22 protein-coding genes are annotated in these 21,435 nt (G+C 61.7%); 7 read left to right on the forward strand and 15 right to left on the reverse strand.

The window, feature by feature from the left end; genetic code table 11:
• Window positions 1–152: 152 nt before the first annotated feature.
• Both ccoN and NH234_RS16545 read left to right on the forward strand, forming a co-directional pair.
• Window positions 153–1,580 carry a cytochrome-c oxidase, cbb3-type subunit I gene (ccoN, locus tag NH234_RS16540; RefSeq protein WP_119426257.1) on the forward strand — a complete coding sequence of 476 codons (1,428 nt, stop codon included), beginning with the start codon at window positions 153–155 and terminating at the stop codon, window positions 1,578–1,580.
• 15 nt (window positions 1,581–1,595) lie between these two features.
• Complete coding sequence (locus NH234_RS16545) at window positions 1,596–1,817, forward strand: CcoQ/FixQ family Cbb3-type cytochrome c oxidase assembly chaperone (RefSeq protein ID WP_085731157.1); 222 nt, start codon at window positions 1,596–1,598, stop codon at window positions 1,815–1,817.
• A 63-nt stretch (window positions 1,818–1,880) separates the two neighbouring features.
• Here the strand turns inward: NH234_RS16545 and NH234_RS16550 are convergent, their stop codons facing one another.
• On the reverse strand, window positions 1,881–2,390 hold the full coding sequence (locus NH234_RS16550; protein ID WP_085731158.1) for a GNAT family N-acetyltransferase: 510 nt from the start codon (window positions 2,388–2,390) through the stop codon (window positions 1,881–1,883).
• 380 nt (window positions 2,391–2,770) lie between these two features.
• Here NH234_RS16550 and NH234_RS16555 point away from each other — a divergent pair, with 380 nt between their 5' ends.
• On the forward strand, window positions 2,771–3,142 hold the full coding sequence (locus NH234_RS16555; RefSeq protein WP_367253411.1) for a hypothetical protein: 372 nt from the start codon (window positions 2,771–2,773) through the stop codon (window positions 3,140–3,142).
• Between the two features lie 68 nt (window positions 3,143–3,210).
• Here NH234_RS16555 and NH234_RS16560 read toward each other — a convergent pair whose 3' ends face one another.
• The 13 genes from NH234_RS16560 to NH234_RS16620 form a co-directional block, all read right to left on the reverse strand.
• Complete coding sequence (locus tag NH234_RS16560) at window positions 3,211–4,188, reverse strand: LysR substrate-binding domain-containing protein (protein ID WP_367253412.1); 978 nt, start codon at window positions 4,186–4,188, stop codon at window positions 3,211–3,213.
• 91 nt (window positions 4,189–4,279) lie between these two features.
• The gene (locus NH234_RS16565) at window positions 4,280–5,227 is read right to left on the reverse strand and encodes a peptidylprolyl isomerase (RefSeq protein ID WP_085731161.1); all 948 of its coding nucleotides are present in this window, start codon (window positions 5,225–5,227) and stop codon (window positions 4,280–4,282) included.
• Window positions 5,224–5,691, reverse strand: a complete 468-nt coding sequence (locus tag NH234_RS16570; RefSeq protein WP_367253413.1) for a YbjN domain-containing protein — start codon at window positions 5,689–5,691, stop codon at window positions 5,224–5,226. The genes NH234_RS16565 and NH234_RS16570 overlap by 4 nt, the downstream gene beginning before the upstream one ends.
• Before the next feature lie 29 nt (window positions 5,692–5,720).
• A complete protein-coding gene (locus NH234_RS16575) occupies window positions 5,721–6,350 on the reverse strand; it encodes a DNA repair protein (protein WP_367253414.1) in 630 nt (209 codons plus the stop codon).
• A 17-nt stretch (window positions 6,351–6,367) separates the two neighbouring features.
• Window positions 6,368–8,065, reverse strand: a complete 1,698-nt coding sequence (locus NH234_RS16580; RefSeq protein WP_367253415.1) for a putative porin — start codon at window positions 8,063–8,065, stop codon at window positions 6,368–6,370.
• A 39-nt stretch (window positions 8,066–8,104) separates the two neighbouring features.
• Window positions 8,105–8,809 (reverse strand): energy transducer TonB, encoded by a 705-nt coding sequence (locus NH234_RS16585; RefSeq protein WP_367253416.1) that lies wholly within the window; start codon window positions 8,807–8,809, stop codon window positions 8,105–8,107.
• A gap of 3 nt (window positions 8,810–8,812) precedes the next feature.
• Window positions 8,813–9,238, reverse strand: coding sequence for a biopolymer transporter ExbD (locus NH234_RS16590; RefSeq protein WP_007955109.1), 426 nt, complete (start codon window positions 9,236–9,238; stop codon window positions 8,813–8,815).
• An 11-nt stretch (window positions 9,239–9,249) separates the two neighbouring features.
• Window positions 9,250–11,049, reverse strand: coding sequence for a DUF2341 domain-containing protein (locus NH234_RS16595; RefSeq protein ID WP_367253417.1), 1,800 nt, complete (start codon window positions 11,047–11,049; stop codon window positions 9,250–9,252).
• Between the two features lie 14 nt (window positions 11,050–11,063).
• Complete coding sequence (locus tag NH234_RS16600) at window positions 11,064–12,659, reverse strand: ShlB/FhaC/HecB family hemolysin secretion/activation protein (protein WP_367253418.1); 1,596 nt, start codon at window positions 12,657–12,659, stop codon at window positions 11,064–11,066.
• A gap of 71 nt (window positions 12,660–12,730) precedes the next feature.
• A complete protein-coding gene (locus tag NH234_RS16605; RefSeq protein ID WP_085731168.1) occupies window positions 12,731–13,342 on the reverse strand; it encodes a transposase in 612 nt (203 codons plus the stop codon).
• A gap of 205 nt (window positions 13,343–13,547) precedes the next feature.
• A complete protein-coding gene (locus tag NH234_RS16610; RefSeq protein ID WP_367257193.1) occupies window positions 13,548–14,756 on the reverse strand; it encodes a DSD1 family PLP-dependent enzyme in 1,209 nt (402 codons plus the stop codon).
• A 74-nt stretch (window positions 14,757–14,830) separates the two neighbouring features.
• Complete coding sequence (locus NH234_RS16615; protein ID WP_367257195.1) at window positions 14,831–16,159, reverse strand: D-arabinono-1,4-lactone oxidase; 1,329 nt, start codon at window positions 16,157–16,159, stop codon at window positions 14,831–14,833.
• A 76-nt stretch (window positions 16,160–16,235) separates the two neighbouring features.
• Complete coding sequence (locus NH234_RS16620) at window positions 16,236–16,589, reverse strand: c-type cytochrome (protein ID WP_085731171.1); 354 nt, start codon at window positions 16,587–16,589, stop codon at window positions 16,236–16,238.
• A 284-nt stretch (window positions 16,590–16,873) separates the two neighbouring features.
• Between NH234_RS16620 and NH234_RS16625 the strand changes: the two genes are divergently transcribed.
• Both NH234_RS16625 and NH234_RS16630 read left to right on the forward strand, forming a co-directional pair.
• Window positions 16,874–18,499 (forward strand): NADP-dependent glyceraldehyde-3-phosphate dehydrogenase, encoded by a 1,626-nt coding sequence (locus tag NH234_RS16625; protein ID WP_085731172.1) that lies wholly within the window; start codon window positions 16,874–16,876, stop codon window positions 18,497–18,499.
• Between the two features lie 46 nt (window positions 18,500–18,545).
• Entirely contained in the window at window positions 18,546–19,586 is a 1,041-nt protein-coding gene (locus tag NH234_RS16630) for an FUSC family protein (protein WP_367257197.1), read from the forward strand.
• 2 nt (window positions 19,587–19,588) lie between these two features.
• Here the strand turns inward: NH234_RS16630 and NH234_RS16635 are convergent, their stop codons facing one another.
• A complete protein-coding gene (locus tag NH234_RS16635; protein WP_085731173.1) occupies window positions 19,589–20,482 on the reverse strand; it encodes a DMT family transporter in 894 nt (297 codons plus the stop codon).
• A gap of 139 nt (window positions 20,483–20,621) precedes the next feature.
• On the opposite strand from NH234_RS16635, the gene NH234_RS16640 reads away from it, so the two are divergent.
• Window positions 20,622–21,059, forward strand: coding sequence for an Lrp/AsnC family transcriptional regulator (locus NH234_RS16640; RefSeq protein ID WP_064381847.1), 438 nt, complete (start codon window positions 20,622–20,624; stop codon window positions 21,057–21,059).
• Window positions 21,060–21,098: 39 nt separating this feature from the next.
• Complete coding sequence (locus NH234_RS16645; protein ID WP_367253419.1) at window positions 21,099–21,425, forward strand: YceK/YidQ family lipoprotein; 327 nt, start codon at window positions 21,099–21,101, stop codon at window positions 21,423–21,425.
• Window positions 21,426–21,435 lie beyond the last annotated feature (10 nt).

Raw genomic sequence — 21,435 nt, forward strand, 5'->3', positions numbered from 1 at the left:
GGGCGCGGCAGATGGCCGCAGGCAGCGCCTGGATCTGATCCGCATAAATGAACAATTCCTGAGCCTGTTTTGTTTCTGGCGGGGTTTCTACAGTGCAGCTCGTGCCAGACCGGGTGGCCTGGCAAGACTTTGCAACCGTGGAAGAATTGACCATGAGCACAGCAACAATCGGACAGGCTTATAACTACAAGGTCGTCCGCCAATTCGTCATCGCGACTGTTTTCTGGGGTGTCGTGGGCATGGCGATGGGGGTATGGATCGCCTCGCAACTAGTATGGCCGGACATGAATCTGGACTTGCCGTGGACGACCTTCGGCCGCTTGCGACCGTTGCACACCAGCCTGGTGATTTTCGGTTTCGCCGGTAGCGCGCAATTCGCCGCCAGCTACTACGCGGTGCAGCGTACCTGCCAGGTGCGGCTGTATTCGGACAAACTCGCCGCCTTCACCTTCTGGGGCTGGCAATCGGTGATCGTGATCATGCTGGTCACCCTGCCGATGGGCTTCACCACCACCAAGGAATACGCCGAGATCGAATTCTCCGGCGCGGTGTGGATGGCGGTGGTCTGGGTCGCGTACGCCATCGTGTTCTTCACCACGGTGGTGCAACGCAAGACCAAACATATCTACGTCGGCAACTGGTTCTTCGGCGCGTTCATCCTGGTGATCGCCATGCTGCACGTGGTCAATCACCTGTCGATTCCAGTGGACTGGTTCAAATCCTACCCGGTGTATTCCGGCGCCACCGACGCCATGGTGCAGTGGTGGTACGGGCATAACGCAGTGGGGTTCTTCCTGACTACTGGCTTCCTCGGGATGATGTATTACTTCGTGCCCAAGCAGGTCAATCGGCCGGTCTATTCGTACCGGTTGTCGATCGTGCACTTCTGGGCCCTGATCACCCTGTACATCTGGGCCGGCCCTCACCATTTGCACTACACCGCGCTGCCGGACTGGGCGCAGTCGCTGGGTATGGCGATGTCGCTGATCCTGCTGGCGCCGAGCTGGGGCGGGATGATCAACGGGATGATGACGCTGTCCGGCGCCTGGCATCAGCTGCGCACCGACCCGATCCTGCGCTTCCTCGTCCTGTCGCTGGCGTTCTACGGCATGTCGACGTTCGAAGGCCCGATGATGGCGATCAAGACCGTCAACGCCCTCTCCCACTACACCGACTGGACCATCGGCCACGTACACGCCGGCGCCCTCGGCTGGGTGGCGATGATCACCTTCGGTGCGACTTACCACATGGTGCCCAAGGTCTTCGGCCGCGAACGGATGCACAGCACGCCGCTGATCAATCTGCACTTCTGGCTGGCGACCATCGGCACTGTGTTGTACATCGCTTCGATGTGGGTCAACGGCATCACTCAGGGCCTGATGTGGCGGGCGATCAACGAAGACGGCACGCTGACCTACTCGTTTGTCGAAGCGCTGCAGGCCAGTCATCCGGGGTTTGTCGTGCGCTTTGCCGGCGGGGTGTTCTTCCTGACGGGCATGTTGCTGATGGCCTACAACGTATGGCGCACGGTGCGGGTGGCGGACGTTGCGATTGCCCACCGTGAAGCGCAGATCGCCTGATCAAGGGAGCCGGTCATGTTCGATGTTTTCTTGAATGTGTTGGGTGTGGTGTTCTTGTGGCTGGCGGTGGAGTACTGCTTGCGCCATGAGACGACCGAGAGCCTGGATGACGCAAGTCTGACGCCGTTTGCCGATGATCCGGAGGTGGCGCGGCGGGTTGAGCTGGCCACTGGCAAGACCGTGAAAGCGGTGGCGCCGGAAACGGCGAAGCCGGGCTGGATCAATCTCGACATGTAGCCGCAAATGGCTGTCCACTGTTGATCGTTCCCACTCCGCGTGGGAACGATCTTTCACAGCAATTCAGACCCTGCGCAGACGCGCCATGCTCAGGGTGTCGACCCACTGCCCGTCGCGCACGGCGTAATCGCGGAACAGGCCTTCGGTCTCGAAGCCGAACTTGCGATAGAGCCCGATGGCCGCTTCGTTGTCGGCGTACACCGAAAGCTCGACCCGGTGCAGGTTCATCCAGTTGTCGGCGACGTCCAGCGCCGCTGCCAACAACTTCGAACCGACACCCTTGCCCTGCCACGCCACCGCAACGGCCATGCCGACACTGCCGGCGTGGCTGCGGCGCACACGGGAAAAAGCCTCCAACCCCAGATGACCGATCACCGCACCTTGATGCAACGCCACCAGTTTCACCATCCGCTCGTTTTCCGGCATCAGTCGTTGACGCCAGATCTCGGCAGACTGAAACGGCATCTGCAACACCTGCCGGGTCACGGCCGGGTCGTTGTACAGCGCGGTGACGCCTTCGACGTGGGATTCGCTGAAGCGTTCGAGGTGAATGGCGGGGTTGTGCTCAGGCATGAAAGATCCCTCCTGGATCAGTGCATGGCCGGTCACTGTAAACCGCTTTTTCACGGATTCGCCATGCCTGTTTAAAGCCGTTGACCGAAACTTCCGGCAAGCCACAACGCCTTGCGCCATTGCCTACGCATCCGCCAGAATCCGCCGGCTTGTGTGCCTTGAGGGCGGGCTCTATCGTTTCCGGGTCGTTGACGAATCAGCGATCGGGTCTCGCAGCCCGCGATCTCTAGACGCACAACACCCTCCAGTTTTATGGCGGCTGTACGTGGGAGACCTTCGGGTCTGCCGGTTCTAGAGTCCCGGTCTGCGACCCGCGTATAGCTGCCACCTCTTCGTATCGCAGCGAATCGTGGCGGCTCCATGACTCTGGGGATTCAATCATGATCAAACCAACGCCAAACCCACCCGAAACCGACACGACCTCGCCCTACGAAACCCTCGACTCAAAGAAATTCCACGAAGCCGCCGACCGCGCCCTCGATCACTACCTCAATCCGTTCCACCCCAGAAAACCGCTGCTCAAACCCAACACCCGCTACCTCATCGCCCCCGGTACCCCAAACGAAGAACTGCTGGCCGACGCCTGCGAAACCCTGACCTCGGCCAAAACCATGGCCAGCGACTTCGCCGGGATGATCGATGCGCCGCAGCGGCATGTGCTGTTGGGGATTGCGCAACTGATCATGCTGGGGGAGCTGGCGGTGAATCGGGTGCTGGATAACCTGGACACGGCGGCTGAAGCCCGGCCCTGATCGACCAGATCGTTCCCACGCTCCGCGTTCCTACGCAGAGCGTGGGAACGATCTGAAAACCTACGTGGTTATTCAAACCACTCCTGCCGCTCATTGAACGTGCGTTGAATCAACTCAACCAAGGTCTGCACCTCCCCAACCGCCTGCGATTCACTGTTCACCGCCAGCCACACCTGCAACCGCATCGCCTCCTCAAACAACCCCGGCAACGCCACCAACCCGCGATCAAACCGGCTCATGTACATCGGCAACAACCCGATGCACGCACTGCAACGAATCATCTCCAGCATCAGTTCATAAGACTGCATCTGCACCACGCCAGCCAAGCGCTGTTCGACCAGTTCATTCCACGGCCGGAAGCTGTCGATCTGCCGGTCATGCTGCCATTGCACCAGCATGAAATCGGCAAGGTCGTCCGGGCTTTCGGGGCGTGCAGTTACGCGGGAGTAGCGTTTGGCAATGTGCGGCTGGTATTCCAGTTGCGCGAGGCGTTGCGGTTCGCTGGTGGCGAAGGTCGGGCCCGGATGCGGGGTTTCGCCGTGGGCGAGCCACAGCACGATGTCGGCACTGACCGCGCGCAGGGCCAGTTCGCTGTCGAGGGCGATGATTTCCAGGCGCACGCTGGCGTTGCGGCGCAGCAGTGCGATGAGGTCGCGGCCGAGGATGTCGTGCAGGATCGATTCGGCGACGGCCAGCCTGATCAGGGGTTGCTCGATCACCGGCAGTTTGCGTTCGTGAGCCAGGGCCACCAGTTGCGCCTGCAATTGCTGACCTTCGCGGGTCAGCGTCAAGGCACTGCCCTGAAAGCTGAACAGCGCGCATTGCAGTTGCTGTTCGAGTTGCGCCAGTTGCTTGCGCAGCAGGGTCGAACGCACGTTGAGGCTGCGGGCGGCCTGCATGAAGCAGCCGCAGCGGGCGCTGACCAGAAAGTATTGCGCGATTTCGCCCTCGATCTTCGCAACCTGCGCCAGCCAGGGTTCGGCCTTTTCCTGCGGCCAGCGAAAATCGGGGCTGCCCTGTCGTCCTGCGGGTTCGGTGAATGACATCGATGACTCCCTGTCGATCTTTGTTTTGGTGTGCCGCAAGCCAATTTTCTGAATCCAGTGATTTCCCTGTGGGACTTCGGTGATGCTGAAATCAGCGTTTTTCCTCCAGCACCTTGTTGAGTTCCGCCCCGTCGATGCTCAGGGTCGCGGTATTGAGCATGCCGTCCAGGTACGCCTGGGCGATCTGTTCCTGACGCTGGGCACGCAAGGCCTGAGTCAGTTGGTCGCGCAGCTCGTCGAGGGTCGCGGTGCGGGCCGGTTGTTGCTCGGTGAGTTTGATCACGTGAAAACCGGCGCTGCTTTGAACAGGATCGGAAACCGCGCCAACTTTCAGTCGCGCCACCGCGCCACGCACTTCCGGTACCAGTTGCTGCAATGGTTGCAGGCCGGTATCGCCGCCGCGCTCGGCCGTGAGGCGATCCTGGGAAAACTCTTTGGCCAACGCCGCGAATTCCGCCGGAGTTGCCTGGGCTTTCTTGCTCAGATCCGCAGCCTGCTTACGCACCGCATCAAGGTTCTGCGGCTCATTCACGCCGAGGAAAATCTGGCTGACCCGATACAGCGCTGGCGTCTGCCAATTGGCCTTGCCCGCGTCATAGGCCTGCTGCAACTCGGCGGCGCTCGGATAGTCCGCCGGCACTTTGCTGACCGACTGCAAATAGTCGCGAAACACGATCTGCTCGGTGGCCGCACGAGTCTGCCGCACCACGTCCGGACGCTGCGCCCAGCCCTGGGCGTCGGCCTGTTCCAGCACGGCCTTTTCGGCCAGGCGTGAACGTATCCAGCGCTCCAGTGCCTCACGATTGCCGCGCAATTGTTCGCGGGTCTGCGGCGGTACGGCGGCCAGCAACGCCTGCAATTCCTCCGGCGTGACCTGCTGATTGCCCAGTCGAGCCACCGCCGGCCCGGCATTCGTCGCGATCACCGGCGCCGGTTGCTGGGCGGCGACCGGGTCATTGCCCGGCCGCACCACCAGCGCCACGGCCACCACCAACAGCGCCACCGCAGCGGCGCTGATCACCATGGCTGGTTTCGTCACAGCGCGACTTCCTCTTGCTCAACCTTTGGAGCCTGGGCGGCAGCGGTGTTCTGGGTGAAGTCACGCAGGTAAACGATGAATTCCTGCAACAGGCGATCCCAGAGTTCCAGATTGCCGCGCAGGTAATCGCCGCTGACGCCAGCGGCCACCACCACATCCATTTCCATCACCAGAAACTCGCCCTGCAATGACAAACGGGCAAAGCGGCGGGTCGCGTTCCACTGCTCGGCCACACCCGCCGGCAGCTCACCCTGCACGCGCAGTGCACAGCTGAAGGTGAAGTCGAGGTAGCTGCCCTGCTCCGCCACCGCCGGGTTGCCGAAACGCACCGCGTAACCGATGCCCTGACTGGCGCTGAGCAACTGGACGATGCCGTTCTGTTCGGTCTGGTTGACGCGATAACCGGCGGCTTGCAGGACTTCGGTCAGAGATTGCGGGGATACGTGGGAGATCAATTGAGTCATTACTTCTTCCTTGTCCATGAGTCTTTTAATCAGTGCGCGATCGCGGCTTGCGGCGCATCGAATTGAGTCTTGTACAGGTCATCGCCGAAGCCCTGAGCCAGTTCATCGAACTTGACCCGGGCGCTGCCGGCGAAGGGCTGGCGGATCTTCATCACCTCGGCCACATCTATGTTTTCGTAGGCAGTTAGGATCTGCTTGGCCACGCCGTACATTTGCTGATTCTTGACCGAACATTGCTGCACTTGTGTGTCACGTTCGGCCAATTGCGCTTGAAGCTTAGACCGTTCTGCCTCTTTGGCACGGGCCAGGACCAATAGCTCTTCGTAGGCCTTCTTGAACTTGCCGGTCTGTTCGTTACTGGCCGCGACTTGCGCCTGGGCCTGGCTGTGCAGGCTTTGCTGCTGCCCGGCCAGTTGCTCGGCGAGGCCTTTGGCCTTGGCCAGTTCGGCGGTCAATTGCTTGATTTGCGCCTGGGCACCCTTGGCCTCATTCTGCGCCGCCAGTTGCGCGGCGCTGGCCTGAGCCTGCTGGCTTTGCAGGGTTTGCAGTTGCTGGGTGGTGCTGCGCAATTGCGTGCGCAGGCGTTCTTCCATGCCTTCGGCGCTCGCCCCGGTGGCGATCAACATCCCGAGTCCAAGCCATAAAAAGCGGATTTTCATAACCCTCTCCCGGCGCCTTAGAAGCGCGTGTTGATCTCGAGCTGCAAGACGTCGATGTCGAACGGCGCGCCATACACCGCCTCGGTGCTCATCCAGCGACCGGTGGCGTAGACGTTCTTAGCCAGACCGTAGTTGCCCCCGAGGACGTAACCCTTGGCGTTGGTGCCGCCGAGGTGGAACGACGAGTCGTTGAAGCCGTCCGGCAAGGCGTCAGGCTGGATGTACTTGTAGCCGGCGAAAAGATTCCAGTCGCCCTGCTTCTTCAGGTCCAGAGCGTTGCCCAGGGTGAACTGCACCATCCACGCATTGGCACCGCTTTCGATGTTGCCGCTGCTGTCGAGGTTGTTGACCAGTTGCCCGGCCGCACGCTTGCGCATGTCGCCTTCGTCGTAGCCGAGGTTGTGAATGTAGTTGCCCTGGCTGCGCAGTTTGAAGTCGGCAGGCAGGTCGGCGTCCCAGACCAGATTCAGGTCCAGCAGGTTGAACTCCGACGCCAGGCCAACGAATTGCGGCTGCGGCGTGGTGCTCGGGTTGAGCGGGTTCGGCGTGATGTCGCGCAGCAGGAACACGCTGTTGCCCTTCTGCATGAACGCTGCGCGGGTGCCGTCACTGTCGCAGCCCGGCGCGCCGGCCCACGGCTCGCAGGGGCTGGAGCGCTGGCCCTGAATGTCTTCAAAGCGGTAGTAGGCCAACGCGCCTTTCAGGCGGTTGTTGCTGTTGATCGCCCACTTGGCGCCGACCTGTGCGCCGTACAGCCACTTGTTGTCGCTTTCTTCCTTGTCGAAGCCGTTGCTGGTGGTGGTGTCGCTGGTGTAATCCACCGGGAACGCACCGACGGTGCCGAACATGCCCCAATCGCGGCTGAGCTTGTGGTCGAAGATTGCCGCCACACCATCGAAGTTCAGGTCGTTGGAATACAGCATGTCGGTAGACATGAACGGGTTGGCGAAACGACCACCGGTCAGGGTCAGCTCATCCGACGGCTTCCACGTCAGGTAACCCTGATCGAGCCAGATGTCTTTCTTGGCAAAGCCGCCCCCAAGGTTCTGGGTGGTCGACACCGGGTTGTTGTCCGAGCCGGTGCCGATGCGGATGCCAGCAGTCCATTCCGGCGAAATCACCGCTTTCATGCCCAGCCGGGCGCGCAGGCGGAACAGGTTGGTACGGTCTTCGCGGGTGTTGAGCAACGGCGGCAACGCGGTGCTGCTGTTGGGGTTCACGTCGTACGGACCGTTGTTGTTGAGCTTGGCGAAGTCGACGATTTCGTTGCTGTTGCTGCCGGAGTAATAGCGCGATTCGTCACGCAGACGGATGTCGCCGTCGAAGCTGATGCGCGACGCCCAGTCCGGGAAGGTGTTGGGCGCGGCCCAGTTTTCCTGCCTGGCGGTGGCCATGACTTCAGCCTTGACCTGATCGCGGATCTGGTCGCGCACCGCGGCAGGCACGTATTGCACTCGCACATCGCCCGGCGCTGCGACCGGCCCGGCTGCCACAGCGGTAGACGCCGCAGCCTGCCTGGCCTGGGCCGCCTCATTCTGGGCCTGGGCGATCAGTGCGTCGGCCTTGTCCTGTTTCAGAATGCCCTGCTCGACCAGCAAGCGGATCAGATTGATCGTGGCGTTTTCCGAGGGCGCAGGCGCTGCCACGGCCTGACCGACCAGGGTCGCGATGACCATGCCGACCGCCAGGGACAATCGATTCACATTGGAAATCATCTGCACACAACTCCTTTTCATACAGCTTTATGAGTTCGGTTAACCCGGGCGCCGCCCTTGCAGGGACATGCGCACAGGCAAGGTGATGGAGGCCGGTGGCCGTTCGCTCAGATGGGGCGCGTTACGCAACGCGGCCAGCACCTGACTGTCGATCTCTGGGTTGCCGCTGGACTTGATCAGCTCGACCCGGGTGATCTCGCCGACGCTGCTCAGCCACACATCGGCCTGCAGCGAAAACGCGAGATTGCGCAAGTCCGGGTTCTCCCGAAGCAGCTTCTGGAACGTGAACGCGAGGAACTGGCTGTACGTACCGTTGCCCACACGTCCACCACCGGCGCCCGCCATGCCGCCGCCCTTACCCGCGCCGATGTTGAAGGCGTCGTTGCCGCTCTGGGCGTCGCCGTCCATTTGCATCGGGTTGGCCAGGTCGTCCGCCGGCGATGGCGGTGCTTCTTCCTCGGGTTTCACTTCCTGTGGCTCGGGCGTCGGCTCCGGCTCGACGACTTTTTCTTCCGCCGGGGTTTCCGGCTCCGGCGGCTTTTCCGGCGGCGGAGGTGGCGGTGGCGGCAACGGAATGATCGTCGGCACCTTCGGCGCTTCACGCCGGATGCCGCTCATGTCGTTGGCCCACTGCCACAACAGGAACGCCGCAACGGCTCCCAGCAGCAGCCCGGCGCCCCACTTCACGTAACGCAGTGGCGACTTTTTCACCGGCAAAGGCTCTATTGGCATCTGTGCAGTCATCACTCAGCCCTGCGTCGGTTTGCCGGTGACGAGACCGACTTGGGACAGTTCGAGCCGGCGCAACAGATCCAGCACTTCGATGACCTTCTGGTATTGCACCGTGGCGTCACCGCGCACGATCACCGGGAAGTCCGGGTTCTGCGCTTTCTCGATGCGCAGGCGCTCTTCCAGCTCCGGCAGGGTCACCGGGTAGGCATCGAGGAACACCTGCCCGCCGTCGTTGACCGAAATCGCCTTGGTCTTGGCCTCGGACAGCGACACGGCAGCGCTGGCCTTGGGCAGATTGATCTGGATCCCGGAGACCTGCGCAGTGGCGGTGAGGATGAACATCACCAACACCACCATCAGCACGTCCACCAGCGGGGTGATGTTGATGCTGTCCACCGCTGCATCTTCATCATCGTCGTGGGAGGCATTTACGGACGCCATGTCAGTGCTCCTCAGGCTGGTACGGAATGGTTGACGTGATGACCGCGCTGATGCGCCGCTTCACTGGACTGGCCTTCGCCGTGCATCTCCGCCAGACGGGTGATGAACTCGTCGACGAACACACGCATGTCGGCGCTGACTTCCTTGTTACGGGTGATCAGGCGGTTGTAGCCAAACAGCGCGGGGATCGCGACGAACAGGCCCATGGCGGTGGCGAGCAAGGCAGCAGCCATACCCGGCGCAATGGCGTTGATGTTGACGTCACCGGCCATGGCCGTGCCGAGGAACACCACCATGATCCCCAGCACGGTGCCGAGCAGACCGATGTACGGGCCGCCGGCGATGGCGTTGGACAGGGTCGAGAGTTTCGAGCTCAGTTGCTGGTTTTCCCGGGTGCGCACGCCGTCCATGGAGCAGCGGATGGCTTCGATGGTCGCCGCCGAAACCGATGAGGTATCGGCGCCCTGCTCGCGGCGGGTGCGGATCTCTTTCACCGCTACCTGGTACAGGCGCCACAACGGTGAGTGCTGAAGACGCTGGGCGAGTTGCGTGTCGTCGGCGAACATTTCCAGGCGGGTACCGACCTTGGCGAACTGCACGCGGAAGTCTTCGTTGGCAGCGGTGACGCGGCTCAGGGTGCGGTTCTTGCGCAGCATGATGATCCACGACTGGAACATCATCAGCACCAGCACCGCGATAATCACCCAGGCGTCCACCGGCACCGCGTTGAGCAGGAAGCCGAGGCTGCCGAAACCGAAGCCGGACTGTTCTTCATCGACGCCATAGGCCACCAGTTTCGACTCGGCGCCCTGGGAAGTGGCGTCGGCCAGCAGCAGCGGCGCCGGACGGGCGACTTTCGACAGGCGCAGTTCGTCGATGGAGCCCACGAACGGCTGGAAAGGACCTTCGTGCAGGTCGGCGCCGATGGCCATGACCGAGTTGAACGCCGGCATCGCCTGAGCCAACGCTGCGCTTTCGCGACCGTTGATGTACAGCGTTACTTTCGCGCCTTCGGCAGTCATTGCGACGTGCTGCCATTGGCCCGGATTCAGCGGTTGCGTGGCCACGGCGCGCTGCCCGTCGATTTCCACGAACGGCACGCCTTGATTCACACCGACCAGCAGGCTGTTGGCGCCTTCGCGGCGGGCCAGGATCAGTTGCTCGCCGTTGGCCTGATCCAGTCGCAACCAGGCACTGAAGGTGAACGCGCTGCCAGCGTTGTGCTGCAGCGACGGACTGGCCGGCAGCAGCAGCGGCTGGCCGCTGAACTGCAAGGCCCGCCCTACTACGCCGTCGATCGCGGCGCCGGTGGCGCTCTGCGCGGTGTTGCCGTAGGCGGTGGTGTCTTTCGCCGGGGTGCCGGTGACGCCATCGAAGTGATAGAGCGCGGTGTAATTCGGATCGAATGTGAGTTGGCCGTTGCCGGTCGCCGGAGCTTTCTGGTTGCCGTAGTACATCCAGATGTCCTGACGCTGACCGCCCTCGACATTCGGCACATCGACCCAGATCAGCGCCATGCCCATCAGCGCATCGAAGCTTTCGATCTGGTGGTTGAGCACGGTCTTGTCGTCGGCGGCGACAAAGCGCAGGTCAGAGCCGTCCTCTTTGACGCCGTCAAAGGTGAAGTTGCCGGTGTGCAGGCGCACCAGCAGCGCGGTGCGGCCAAGGGCCTGATTGATCCCGGCTCCTTGTGGCGTGGTGTCGACGGCGATCTGTTTGCGGTAGTGCCAGTCGTCCTGCCACCAGGCCTGAGCCGTGGCCGGGAGCACGAAGCCCAGGCAGATCAACAACGAAAGGAATAGGCGCTGCATGGAAGTGCTCCTTGTTAGAAAGTGGCCTGTAGGTTGAAGTGCAGGCGCGATTCCTGTTTCGAGGTGTTCGGCCCTTCGAGTAGCGGGTAGCCCCAGTCGACGCTGCCGGACAGCCATTTGCTCAGGCTGGCGCGGGTGCCGAGACCGACACTGGCCAGGGCGTAACTGGCGTCCTGGTCCGGCAGTTCGTCGCGCAGATAGAGTTGCGCGCCTTCGGCGAAGGCGTAGAAGCGCCAGTCCTGCATCCACGTGCCGGCGTACTTGGCCAGCGACGGTGTGCGGACTTCCTGGCTGAACAACACACCGTCATCGCCGGTGCGTTCGGCGGCCAGATAACCGCGTACCGAAGTCGCGCCGCCGGCAGAGAATTGTTCGTTGGAAACCAGTGGCCCCGACGCCAGCTGGAACGCGGTTTTGCTCGCGCTCTGCCAGTCGTTGTCGAAGGTCCAGGTGAAACTGGTGTCGCCCTTTAGCACGGCAAAACTCGGTTTGGCACGGTAGCGCTTGTAGTCGAATTCCTCGTCGGAGCTGCCGTAGCCGAAGATGCTGCGAGTGGCCGCAACCAGGCTCAGACCAAGGCCGAGCTGGCTCTTTTCCGTGTAGCGGTAGCCGTTGTAGGCGAAGGTGAACGGCGCATATTTCAGCGGCACCTTGTCGCTCTCGCCGGACAGGGTCAGGCGTTCGTCGAAGTCCTTGAAGTCGATGCCGGCCGACAGCGAGTTCGACCAGTTGCCGCTGGACGGGATCGTGTAGATCGCCGCTACGCCGTAGGAATGGCCCTTGCCGAGCACGTTGCTGCCGCCGATGGTGGCAACGTTACTGTCGGACTGGTAACCGGAGAACTGCACGCTCCAGCGGTCGGTCAGCGGCGCGGTGTAGGAGCCCGACCAGACCTTGGCGTTGTCGGTGTCCTGCGGCGCGGTGAAGTAGGTCAGGTTGATGCTGTGGCCGAGTTGCCAGAGGTTGTTGTAACCGAGGCTGGTGACGGCGCGCAGTTTTTCGGTGTCGGCGCTGTAGTCGTTGTTCAGACCGACGCTGGCGGTCCACGGGTTCTGGTCTTCGACCTGCAGATCCACGTCCATGGTGCCGGGGCGCTGACCTTCGCGCACCAGCGGCATCACCTGCCGGCCCGGGGTCTTGTTCAGTTGCGCCAGTTCGCCCTGGACCTTGGCGAAGTCCGGCACTTGGCCTTCCTTCAGCGCCGGGACGTTGTCGCGGATGTCCAGCGGCGAATAGTGTTTGGCGCCAACCACCCGGACCCGGCCGACCTTGGTTTCGCTGACTTGCAGGTAGACGATGCCGTCGGCTACGGCCTGCTCCGGCAGTTCGACGAACACCGATTGGTAGCCGCGTTCCTGATAGACCTTCTGCAAGGCGTCCCGCGCACCTTCGATGTCGCTCAGGGCTTTTTGCGGGCCGAGGAACGGGTACACCGCTTCTTCGATCGCCCGGGCATCGAGCACGGTGTTGCCGCGCACGAAGTATTCGTTGACGTCCACCAGACGCTGCGCACCTGCGTTTGCGGCCTCCTCGGCGAACGCCGGCTGCACGCCGGCCGTCACCAGCAGCCAGCCCCACAGCGCCAGCCGTGACGTGAAAATCTGCTCCACACTACCCCCTGAAATTCGCGATGACCTGTTGGCGCTCATGCGCCTTGCGTGTGCATCAATGACTGGCGTTGTTAATTGCTGACGTGCGTGGCCCCGGTGTGCTTGCTCAGCCAGGTGTGCAACAGCGCGAAGTTCAACGAGAACTCGGGCATTTGCAGCAGCGCGCCGCAGAACACTTCACCGATGATTTTCTGGATGAGCTGCACCGCACGCGGCTCGTTGAGCAGCGTGGCGATGTCGCGACTGAGGACGTTGAAGCTCCAGACTTTCTGGTTCAGGCCCAGGCCGACGAACCAGCGGAACAGCAGGTTGTAATTGAGCTGTTCGTAGAGCTGCTGCTCGCTGGGCACCGAATACAGCAGTTGCAGGAGCAGGATGTGCATGACCGTTTGCGCCGGGATCAGCATGCCGGGCTGGGCGTTGAGCTCGTGCAGGAGATCGGCGTGGGCGTCGAACAGGTCGTCGATCTGCGGGCGCAGCAGCACCAGCGAATGTCCCGGCGGAATGTAGCTGGAGACCTCTTTCAAGGCGCCCTGCCAGTCATCCTGCGACACGATCCAGACCCACGGCGCGCCGTAGCGATACACCGAAACCGGCTTCTTGCGCGCGGCTTCGACGATCTTCGACAGGCGTTGATCGAGTTCCTGCATGCCCACTTTCGAGTAGCGTTCCATAGTCCCCATTGCCTCACTCCCGGCGTCCCGCCTCGGCTTGTGAAAAGCGCCCTGTTGGGCCCCTCAAGCGCGTTACATAGGCATGACCGGACTGGCGATGTGCTACCGAACTTTTGTCATAAAAGCTTCATTACAGAATTTGATCGGGAAACGGCGGGCATAAAAAACCTTTGGAAACTGGCTGGTTCCCACAGGTTTTCGTCGTGATTTAACGTCAGGAATAAACCGGCCAGGTATCGACGATCTTGCCGCCGCGCACCGCCAGCAGATCACCGAATTGCAGGAGAACGGCTTCAGTCTGGGTCGGCCGCAGGAACACTTGATCCTCCACCGTCAGCCCCACGGCATTCGAACCGTTGACCATCTCCTGATTCGAACTGCGCCCGTAGACGCCATTGCTCTGCAGCCCCGGCGGCGATTCGAATTCGGCCATCCAGTTGCCGCCGTAGATGAAAAAGGTCTGGCGCTGGTTGGCGTCCCACCAAGAGAACAATTTCGATTTGTCGTCCAGCGCCGGGATGTTAACGGCGCCAGTGCTTTTCAACACCGGCGTGGCGATGTACGTGGCAGGCACATGCTCCACCAGTGACGGCAGATCGTAGTGCGTCGGCTTGAGCATCGCCGTGCCCACCGAGACTTCGCTGCTCAGGGTTTCGTTTTCATGCATGCGATAACTCGGGCTGCCGGCGGTGTTCAGGCACAAGCCGTCATGCCACAGCGCCGGATATCGCTGCCGGGTGAAGTCGACGCAGCGCTGATAAATCACCATCACCTTGGCAAACAGTTCCTCGGGCGAGCCGAGAATTCCCGGCACGCCCATGCCCACGAACGGGTCATAGCCCATGAACCCGGCGAATTCCAGGTGCTGAGGATTGGCGGCGATCAGCGCGAGCATCTGCCCGAGCACGTTCAGATCACTGACCCCGCCCCGGTGCAGGCCGACGTCCAGTTCGATGTTGATCCGCATTCGGGTGCCCAGTCCCTGGGCCAGCGCGAGGTATTGCTGCAGGCGTTCGGGGTTGTCGATCAGCCATTGCAGTTGTTTCGCCGGGTCGAACGGGCCTTTGTGGGTCTGGTAGAACAGCTCGGCAGAACGGACCGGCAACGGCTTGCCGAGCAGGATGTCGGACTGCGGGTAAACCTGTGCATCGTGATTGAGAAACGGCTGATGAAACGACATCAGTCGCTGCGTCCCCGCCCTTTGAGCGATGTAGCTGAGCAGCCCCGGCGACGGCAGCGATTTCTCCACCAGTCGCAGGTGCTTGCCGCTGCGCTTCACCGAACCCATCACCACGTCGATGTTGTGGTCGAGGCGTTCCAGATCGATCAACAACACCGGGCGCATCGGGCCTTTGGTCTTGAGCTCGTTGTTCAGCGCCCGGAAATATTCACTGTAAGGCCCGCCGCGATCCCCCGGCCGCAGCCATGCGCCAACGCCCACCAGCAAGGCGCCGACACCCAAGGTGCCAAGCACAAAATTGCGTCGATTGACCGCCATCAGCTCACCCCCAGAATCGATGCCAGATGCCCGTTAAGAAACTTGCCGCTCGGGTCCAGCGCCTGGCGTACCTGAATGAATTCCTGCCAGCGCGGGTACAACGTCTGCAACGTGCGCGCGTTGAGCGTGTGCAACTTGCCCCAGTGCGGGCGGCCGTTGTACTTCCAGAAGATCGGCTCGACGGCGGCGAAGAAGTTGTGATGGTCCATCTGGTAATGCTGGTGGACCGAGATCGAACAACTATCGCGCCCCTCGAACATGCTCAGCGGAATGTCGTCAGCCTTGACGTAGCGATACTCGATGGGAAACCAGGTGCGCAGGTCCTTGTCGCGGATCAGCTTGAGAATCTCGCGCAGGCACGCCGGGCCGTGTTCGGCGGGCACCGAATATTCCATTTCGTTGAAACGCACGGTGCGCACGTTGGCGTAGATGTCGAACGAGTCGCCCACCCGATCCTCGAAACTCGCCAGATGCCGCAGGCTGTTGAGCAGCGAACTGCGCAGGCCCGGGAAATCGCTGCCGTACTTGTCGATCTTCTCGATCAGGGTCACGAACTCGTTGCCGCCCTCCTCTTCGGGCGGGATCGGTGGCGTGGCCGGGTCGGTGGTTTCGTTGAGAGCGATGGACAAGGCGTAGTCGGAATGGGTGACGACGAGCATTTCCCAGTGCTGGTTTTCGCTCGTGTTCTTGTCGATGTCTTCCAGCAGCTCTTCGGTCTTGGCGATCCACTGGCGTTCGCGCAGGCGGTAGGCCGGGCGGTTCTGCAGGCGGATTTTGGTTGCCACGCCCAGCGCGCCGAGGGACACGCGAGCCGCGTTGAATACGTCGGGATGACGCTGACTGTCACAATCCAGCACCTCGCCGCTGGCGGTCACCAGTTGCATGCCGCAGACGTGGGCGGAATAGGACTGGAAGGTTTTGCCGGTGCCGTGAGTCGAGGTGGAAATCGCTCCGGCGAGGGTCTGGTAGTCGATGTCGGCCATGTTCTGCAGGGCCTGGCCGACGTCCTTGAGCGGCGTTCCCATGCGCGACATCGGCGTGCCGGCGGCGAATTCGGCTTGCAGGGTTTTAGGGTCATGGTCGAGCAGACCATTGAAGTAGCTCAGGGACAGCAACGTGCCGTCGGTGGGCACCAGTGCGCTGAAGGAATGCGCCGAGCCGACCGGACGAATCTTGCCCGGTGCCTGTTGAATCACCGCCGTCAGTTCATCCAGATTCTTCGGCGCCACCCGCGCCGCCGGCAGGCAGCTCTGCCCGCCCGACCAGTTGCGCCAGGGAATCAGCCGTGGCGCGCGCATCAACTGGCCCAGCGCCGGATTGGAAGCCAGCGCGCTGAACGCCCCGACGATACTTGCCCGTTGCAACAACTGCCGGCGTGTCAGATCTATCGGCATGCCAGGATCCTTATTGTGGGAGCGGCTGGTCGGCCATGAAGCCGATCAACTGAAGGAATTGTTCTTCCGAGCATTCGACGCACTGGCCCATCGGCGGCATACCGTTGTAGCCGTTGATGGCGTGGTCGAGCAGCGTGTCGGCGCCCTGCTGGATGCGCGGCTCCCAGGCCTTGCGGTCGCCGGTCAGCGGCGCATTCGCGGCGGGGTTGGCGTGACAGAGCTGGCAGCTGTTGGCGTAGATCTGCGCCAGCGCCGGGTCTTTGGGAATGGCGTTGTTGGTGCTGGCCGGGGGTTTGGCGTCTTCGCCGCAGCCTGACAGCGTCAGGAACAATGGCAGCAGTAAAGTGAATCGGCTTGCCCGCATAACAATCCTCGCGTGTGGCATCACTTATTGTTGTGATCACACCTTAAGGCAGCGATGCCAGGACGTTGAGGGCATTGCGGGCCAGCGAAGGGGGCATCCGGGGCCAGTCGGGTTCCCTCAGGAGTCGGGCACTCCTGTAGCGTTCGCGGTGTCGCTACCCCTCTGCCCTGCCCCTCTGCCATGCGCCTTTGCGTGACATTCGCGTGACATTTGCGGGTTTAAATTTCGGCGCATTCAGGCGTATAACCGTTACAGACTTTTTCAATGACACGCGGGGTAGCGACATGACCACAGCAAACATCCTTGGCAACCTGTTCCCTTCTGTCAGCGACATCCCGGAAAAATACCGCCTCGACAGTCAGGTCGAGCAACGCGAATACCTGGTCGATGGCGAGTTGCGCCGCTGGGACGGCCCGCTCGCTACCGTGCGCAGCCCGGTCTATCTGCACGGCGAAAACGGCGACGAACAAGTGATCCTCGGCAGCACGCCGCTGCTGGACGCCGACACCGCCCTCACCGCCCTCGACGCCGCCGTCCGCGCCTACGACCGGGGCCAGGGCCTGTGGCCGACCATGCGAGTGGCCGAACGTATCCAGCACGTCGAAGCCTTCCTCGGGCGCATGCGCCAACAGCGAGACGCCGTGGTGAAACTGCTGATGTGGGAAATCGGCAAGAACCTCAAGGACTCGGAAAAAGAGTTCGACCGCACCTGCGACTACATCGTCGACACCATCAATGCGCTGAAAGAACTCGACCGCCGCTCCAGCCGTTTTGAGCTGGAACAGGACACGCTGGGCCAGATCCGCCGCGTACCGCTTGGCGTCGCGCTGTGCATGGGGCCTTACAACTATCCGCTGAACGAAACGTTCACCACGCTGATTCCGGCGCTGATCATGGGCAACACCGTGGTGTTTAAACCGGCCAAGCTCGGCGTCCTGCTGATCCGTCCGCTGCTCGAAGCCTTCCGCGACAGTTTCCCGACCGGCGTGATCAACGTGATCTACGGCAGCGGCCGCGAGACCGTCAGTGCGCTGATGGCCAGCGGCAAGATCGACATCTTCGCCTTCATTGGCACCAACAAGGCCGCCAGCGACCTGAAGAAGCTGCACCCGAAACCGCACCGTTTGCGCGCCGCGCTGGGGCTGGATGCGAAGAACCCCGGCATCGTCCTGCCGGAAGTCGATCTGGATAACGCGGTGAGTGAAGCGGTTACCGGCTCACTGTCGTTCAACGGGCAGCGCTGCACCGCGCTGAAAATCCTGTTTGTGCATGAGGATGTGGTCGAGAGTTTTATCGAGAAAATCAACACCAAACTGGCCAGCCTCAAACCGGGCATGCCGTGGGACAACGGCGTATCGCTGACACCGCTGCCGGAGTCGGGCAAGGTCGATTATCTGCATGGGCTAGTGGCCGACGCGCAAAACCATGGCGCCCAAGTGGTCAACCCGAATGGCGGCGAGTCGCGGGAATCGTTCTTCTATCCGGCGGTGCTGTACCCGGTGACGCCGCAGATGCGCGTGTATCAGGAAGAACAGTTCGGTCCGGTGGTGCCGATCGTGCCGTACCGTCACCTCGACACCGTCATCGACTACGTGCTGGAATCGGACTTCGGCCAGCAACTGAGCATCTTCGGCACCAACCCGGTAGCGGTCGGTCGTTTGGTCGACACTTTCGCCAACCAGGTCGGGCGGATCAACCTCAACGCCCAGTGCCAGCGCGGCCCGGACACCTACCCGTTCAACGGCCGCAAGAACTCCGCCGAAGGCACGCTATCGGTACACGATGCGTTGCGGGTGTTTTCGATCCGGACGCTGGTGGCGACCAAGTTCCAGGAGCCCAACAAGGACCTGATCAGCGAAATCATTCGCGGGCGGGATTCGAATTTCATCGCCACCGATTACATCTTCTGAGGAGGGATCACCGCTGAGCACTTTCAGCCCCCACCGCTGGCCGCCGCTGTTGCGGCGGATTCTGCGGCCGCTGCTGGATCCGTACCGTCGCTACCGGCATGCACGGTTGATTCATGCGGTGCGGGTAGCACTGGGACTGCTCGCGACAATCCTGCTGACCACCGGCATCAACCTGCCCCACGGCGAGTGGGCGTCGGTGACCATGCTGGTGGTGATCGGAGGTTTGCAGCACCACGGCAACATCGGCAAGAAAGCCGCCGAACGCGCCACCGGCACCTTGATCGGTGCCGGCGTCGGTCTGTTATTAGTGGCTCAACAGGCCTGGCTGGGGATGCCGTGGCTGACTTATTTTGCGATGGCGGTGGTGTGCGGATTCTTCTCGTATCACGCTATCGGCAAGGGCGGCTACACCGCCCTGCTCTCGGCCATCACCGTCTTCATTGTCGCCGGGCATGGCGACAACCCGATCACCGACGGGCTGTGGCGCGGGGTCGATATCCTGATCGGTATCGCCCTGGCCCTGGCCTTTTCCTTCGCCCTGCCGCTGTACGCGGTGTATTCGTGGCGCTACAACCTGGCCGACGCGTTGCGCGATTGCGCCACCGTGTACGGGCGAATCATCAGCGGTGAACCGGTTTCGGCCGATGAACACTTGAAACTGATGGGCCGGTTGAACACGGTGATGGTGCAATTGCGCTCGCTGATGCCGTCGGTGTCCAAGGAGGTGAAGGTCTCGATGACCGAACTGGACGCGATCCAGCGCAACCTGCGCATGTGCATCAGCACCCTGGAAATCCTCGGCAATACCCGTCCGGACACCAACGACCCTGAAGCCATGGCACACCTGCAATCGGCGTTGAAGGCCGAGCACCGGCAGATCCGTGTGCAACTGATCGGTATGGCACGGGCCTTGAAAACCGGTGCGACCCAGCGTCTTGGGCGCCCGCTGGAATTGCCGGACGCCAGCCTCGACGCCCCGGTCTACAGCCCGTTGGACGGTTACCGTCTGCTGACCCGGCAACTGGCGTCCAACATCGGCGAAATGCGCCAGCGTCTGGCGAAAACCGCACCGCGCTGGAACATTTGAGGTTACTGCGCCGCCAGACGCCGCGACTTGAAGCCCCAGCCCTGTTGCATGCCGGCGGCGGCCAGCAGGATCGCCGCCACCCCGATCCATTGCAGGGTTTGCAGTTGATGGCCGAAGGCGAACCAGTCAACGAAAATCGCCGCAATCGGATAGATGAACGACAGTGCGCCGGTCAGTGCGGTCGGCAGTTTCTGGATCGCCCCGTAGAGCAAAACATACATCAGACCAGTGTGGACGATGCCAAGCGTCACAAGGCTGGCCCAGGCACTCGGTGCCTGCGGTAGCGCTGAAAAATGCGCGAACGGCGCGAGCAGCAGCACGCCGGTGCAGACCTGGATCAAGGCAATCAGGTGTGGCGGCGTGCCGGTCAGGCGCTTGATGATCAGCGCAGCGATCGCGTACAGAAACGCCGCCCCCAGTGCCAGTGCGATCCCCATCAGGTAATCATTGCCGCCCTCGCCCTGCCCGCCGTGGGCACTGACAATGGCCAACATTCCCATAAACGAAATCGCCAGCCAGAACAGTTTTTGCAGAGTGATCTTCTCGCCAAGAAACAGGGCAGCCAGTCCCACCAGCATGAACGGCTGCACGTTGTATACCGCCGTACCGATGGCAATCGAGGCCCGTGAATAGGAGGCGAACAGCAGCACCCAGTTGCCAACAATCGCCACGCCGCTGAGCACGGCCAGCAGGAACGTGGTACGGGTCAGGATGTCCGGGCGCAAGAAACCGAAAGCGGCGCAGATCAGCAACAAGGTGCCGGCGCCGAATACGCAGCGCCAGAACACCACGTCCAGCACCGGTTGCCCGGACACCAGCACAAACCAGCCGATCGTCCCGGATATCAGCATGGCAGCGGTCATTTCGAATGAGCCGCGACGGATTGTTTTGTCCATCATCAATCTCCTTAATGTGTGGCAAAAGTATGCCAAGCGAGACCGGAGCTTCTCCAGCGCAAAAAGCAGGCTAAACTCGATTTCTGCCTTTTTTATCAAGGGTGATTTGCGTCATTCGCCTAATGCGGGAGTTATTTGTATGACCGACGATATCGACCAGATCTTGATCGGGGCCTTGATGGAAGACTCCCGGCGTTCGCTCAAGGCCCTGGCGCAGATCAGCGGATTGTCTTCACCAAGCGTGGCCGAGCGCTTGCGCCGATTGGAAGAGCGCGGCGTGCTCAAGGGCTACACCGTGGAGATCGATCCGAAGTGCTTCGGTTACCAGTTGCAGGCGATTGTCCGCGTGCGGCCATTGCCGGGGCAGTTGCAGGAAGTGGAACGGCAGATCCTGTCGATTCCCGAGTTCACCGAGTGTGACAAGGTTACCGGCGAGGATTGTTTCATCGCCCGTCTGCATGTGCGTTCGATGGAGCAGCTGGACACCTTGCTCGATCGACTCAATACACTGGCCGAAACCAACACCGCGATCGTCAAGAAGACCCCTGTCAAACGACGATTGCCGCCGATGGCGTGAGCGGCGTAGATTGCTTTTTTTCAGCGAAGGATTCGCGGCATGAAAATTCAGGCAGTGATACTGGCGGCATTGATGCTGACAGGTTGCGGAACCATACAGACCGTGGCGCTCAGCGATAAAACGAACGTCGATCAGTTGAAGGCGAAAAAAACCTACTGCGGCGCCGTACCGCGCATCTACAGCGGCGTGACGTACGACTTCTGCATGCTGCACGCCGAAAAACCGGATGACGTCGATGCGTTCAACTACAAGAACGCGTCCCTGGGGCTGGTGGTTGATGGTGCCGTTTCCGGGGTGCTGGATACATTTCTGTTGCCCTACACTATTTACAAGCAGCACGCCGATGGCAGCATGATCATCAACTGATCACGTTTTT

The organism is Pseudomonas sp. stari2, from assembly GCF_040760005.1.
Taxonomy (GTDB): domain Bacteria; phylum Pseudomonadota; class Gammaproteobacteria; order Pseudomonadales; family Pseudomonadaceae; genus Aquipseudomonas.

Coding starts and splice junctions, on each gene's coding strand:
- ccoN (WP_119426257.1), top strand. CDS start 153: ATGAGCACAGCAACAATCGGACAGGCTTATAACTACAAGGTCGTCCGC.
- NH234_RS16545 (WP_085731157.1), top strand. CDS start 1,596: ATGTTCGATGTTTTCTTGAATGTGTTGGGTGTGGTGTTCTTGTGGCTG.
- NH234_RS16550 (WP_085731158.1), bottom strand. CDS start 2,390: ATGCCTGAGCACAACCCCGCCATTCACCTCGAACGCTTCAGCGAATCC.
- NH234_RS16555 (WP_367253411.1), top strand. CDS start 2,771: ATGATCAAACCAACGCCAAACCCACCCGAAACCGACACGACCTCGCCC.
- NH234_RS16560 (WP_367253412.1), bottom strand. CDS start 4,188: ATGTCATTCACCGAACCCGCAGGACGACAGGGCAGCCCCGATTTTCGC.
- NH234_RS16570 (WP_367253413.1), bottom strand. CDS start 5,691: ATGACTCAATTGATCTCCCACGTATCCCCGCAATCTCTGACCGAAGTC.
- NH234_RS16575 (WP_367253414.1), bottom strand. CDS start 6,350: ATGAAAATCCGCTTTTTATGGCTTGGACTCGGGATGTTGATCGCCACC.
- NH234_RS16580 (WP_367253415.1), bottom strand. CDS start 8,065: ATGATTTCCAATGTGAATCGATTGTCCCTGGCGGTCGGCATGGTCATC.
- NH234_RS16585 (WP_367253416.1), bottom strand. CDS start 8,809: ATGACTGCACAGATGCCAATAGAGCCTTTGCCGGTGAAAAAGTCGCCA.
- NH234_RS16590 (WP_007955109.1), bottom strand. CDS start 9,238: ATGGCGTCCGTAAATGCCTCCCACGACGATGATGAAGATGCAGCGGTG.
- NH234_RS16595 (WP_367253417.1), bottom strand. CDS start 11,049: ATGCAGCGCCTATTCCTTTCGTTGTTGATCTGCCTGGGCTTCGTGCTC.
- NH234_RS16605 (WP_085731168.1), bottom strand. CDS start 13,342: ATGGGGACTATGGAACGCTACTCGAAAGTGGGCATGCAGGAACTCGAT.
- NH234_RS16620 (WP_085731171.1), bottom strand. CDS start 16,589: ATGCGGGCAAGCCGATTCACTTTACTGCTGCCATTGTTCCTGACGCTG.
- NH234_RS16625 (WP_085731172.1), top strand. CDS start 16,874: ATGACCACAGCAAACATCCTTGGCAACCTGTTCCCTTCTGTCAGCGAC.
- NH234_RS16635 (WP_085731173.1), bottom strand. CDS start 20,482: ATGGACAAAACAATCCGTCGCGGCTCATTCGAAATGACCGCTGCCATG.
- NH234_RS16640 (WP_064381847.1), top strand. CDS start 20,622: ATGACCGACGATATCGACCAGATCTTGATCGGGGCCTTGATGGAAGAC.
- NH234_RS16645 (WP_367253419.1), top strand. CDS start 21,099: ATGAAAATTCAGGCAGTGATACTGGCGGCATTGATGCTGACAGGTTGC.